Below are 434 nucleotides of genomic sequence, written 5' to 3' on the forward strand. Positions count from 1 at the left end.
TCATATAAGACATCAGAACGGAAACAAAAGCCTGATAGGTCGTAGGCACGGGGTTTCCAGTCTTCTTCCGAAAGATCTCTTCCATCTGGGAGTAAGTCAACTCATCCCCTGCTATTGAAATAGGGTTCTCCTTATGTCGCCCAGGGTTCAAGAAAGCCTCCGCAGCAAAATATCCAATATCACTGGTAGCGACTAACTGAAGTGGCTTTCCCTTGAGGTACATGTCCCATGAAGTGGCAAAGACTTTGCCCATGAAACCAGGGACAAAGTTGTCGAAGTATGCGACGGGGCGCAGAATAGTCCAGTCCATCTTCGTGCCTTTGGACTCTTCCACCAGGTGGTGCTCGACGTTGTGCTTGCTGATGAAGTGCGGGACGTCTGTGGGATTGTCGTATGAGGTGTCGCCGCCGCGGTCGACGGAGCTGTATACGAAG

Annotated in this window: 1 protein-coding gene; it reads right to left on the bottom strand. The window is 50.9% G+C overall.

From position 1 onward, the window contains the following. The coding region (locus JS756_RS36210) for an NmrA family NAD(P)-binding protein (RefSeq protein ID WP_205387505.1) at positions 1-434 on the bottom strand (434 nt) is incomplete at both ends.

Origin of the sequence: Streptomyces actuosus (assembly GCF_016921115.1) — a bacterium.
GTDB classification, from domain to species: Bacteria; Actinomycetota; Actinomycetes; order Streptomycetales; family Streptomycetaceae; genus Streptomyces; species Streptomyces actuosus_A.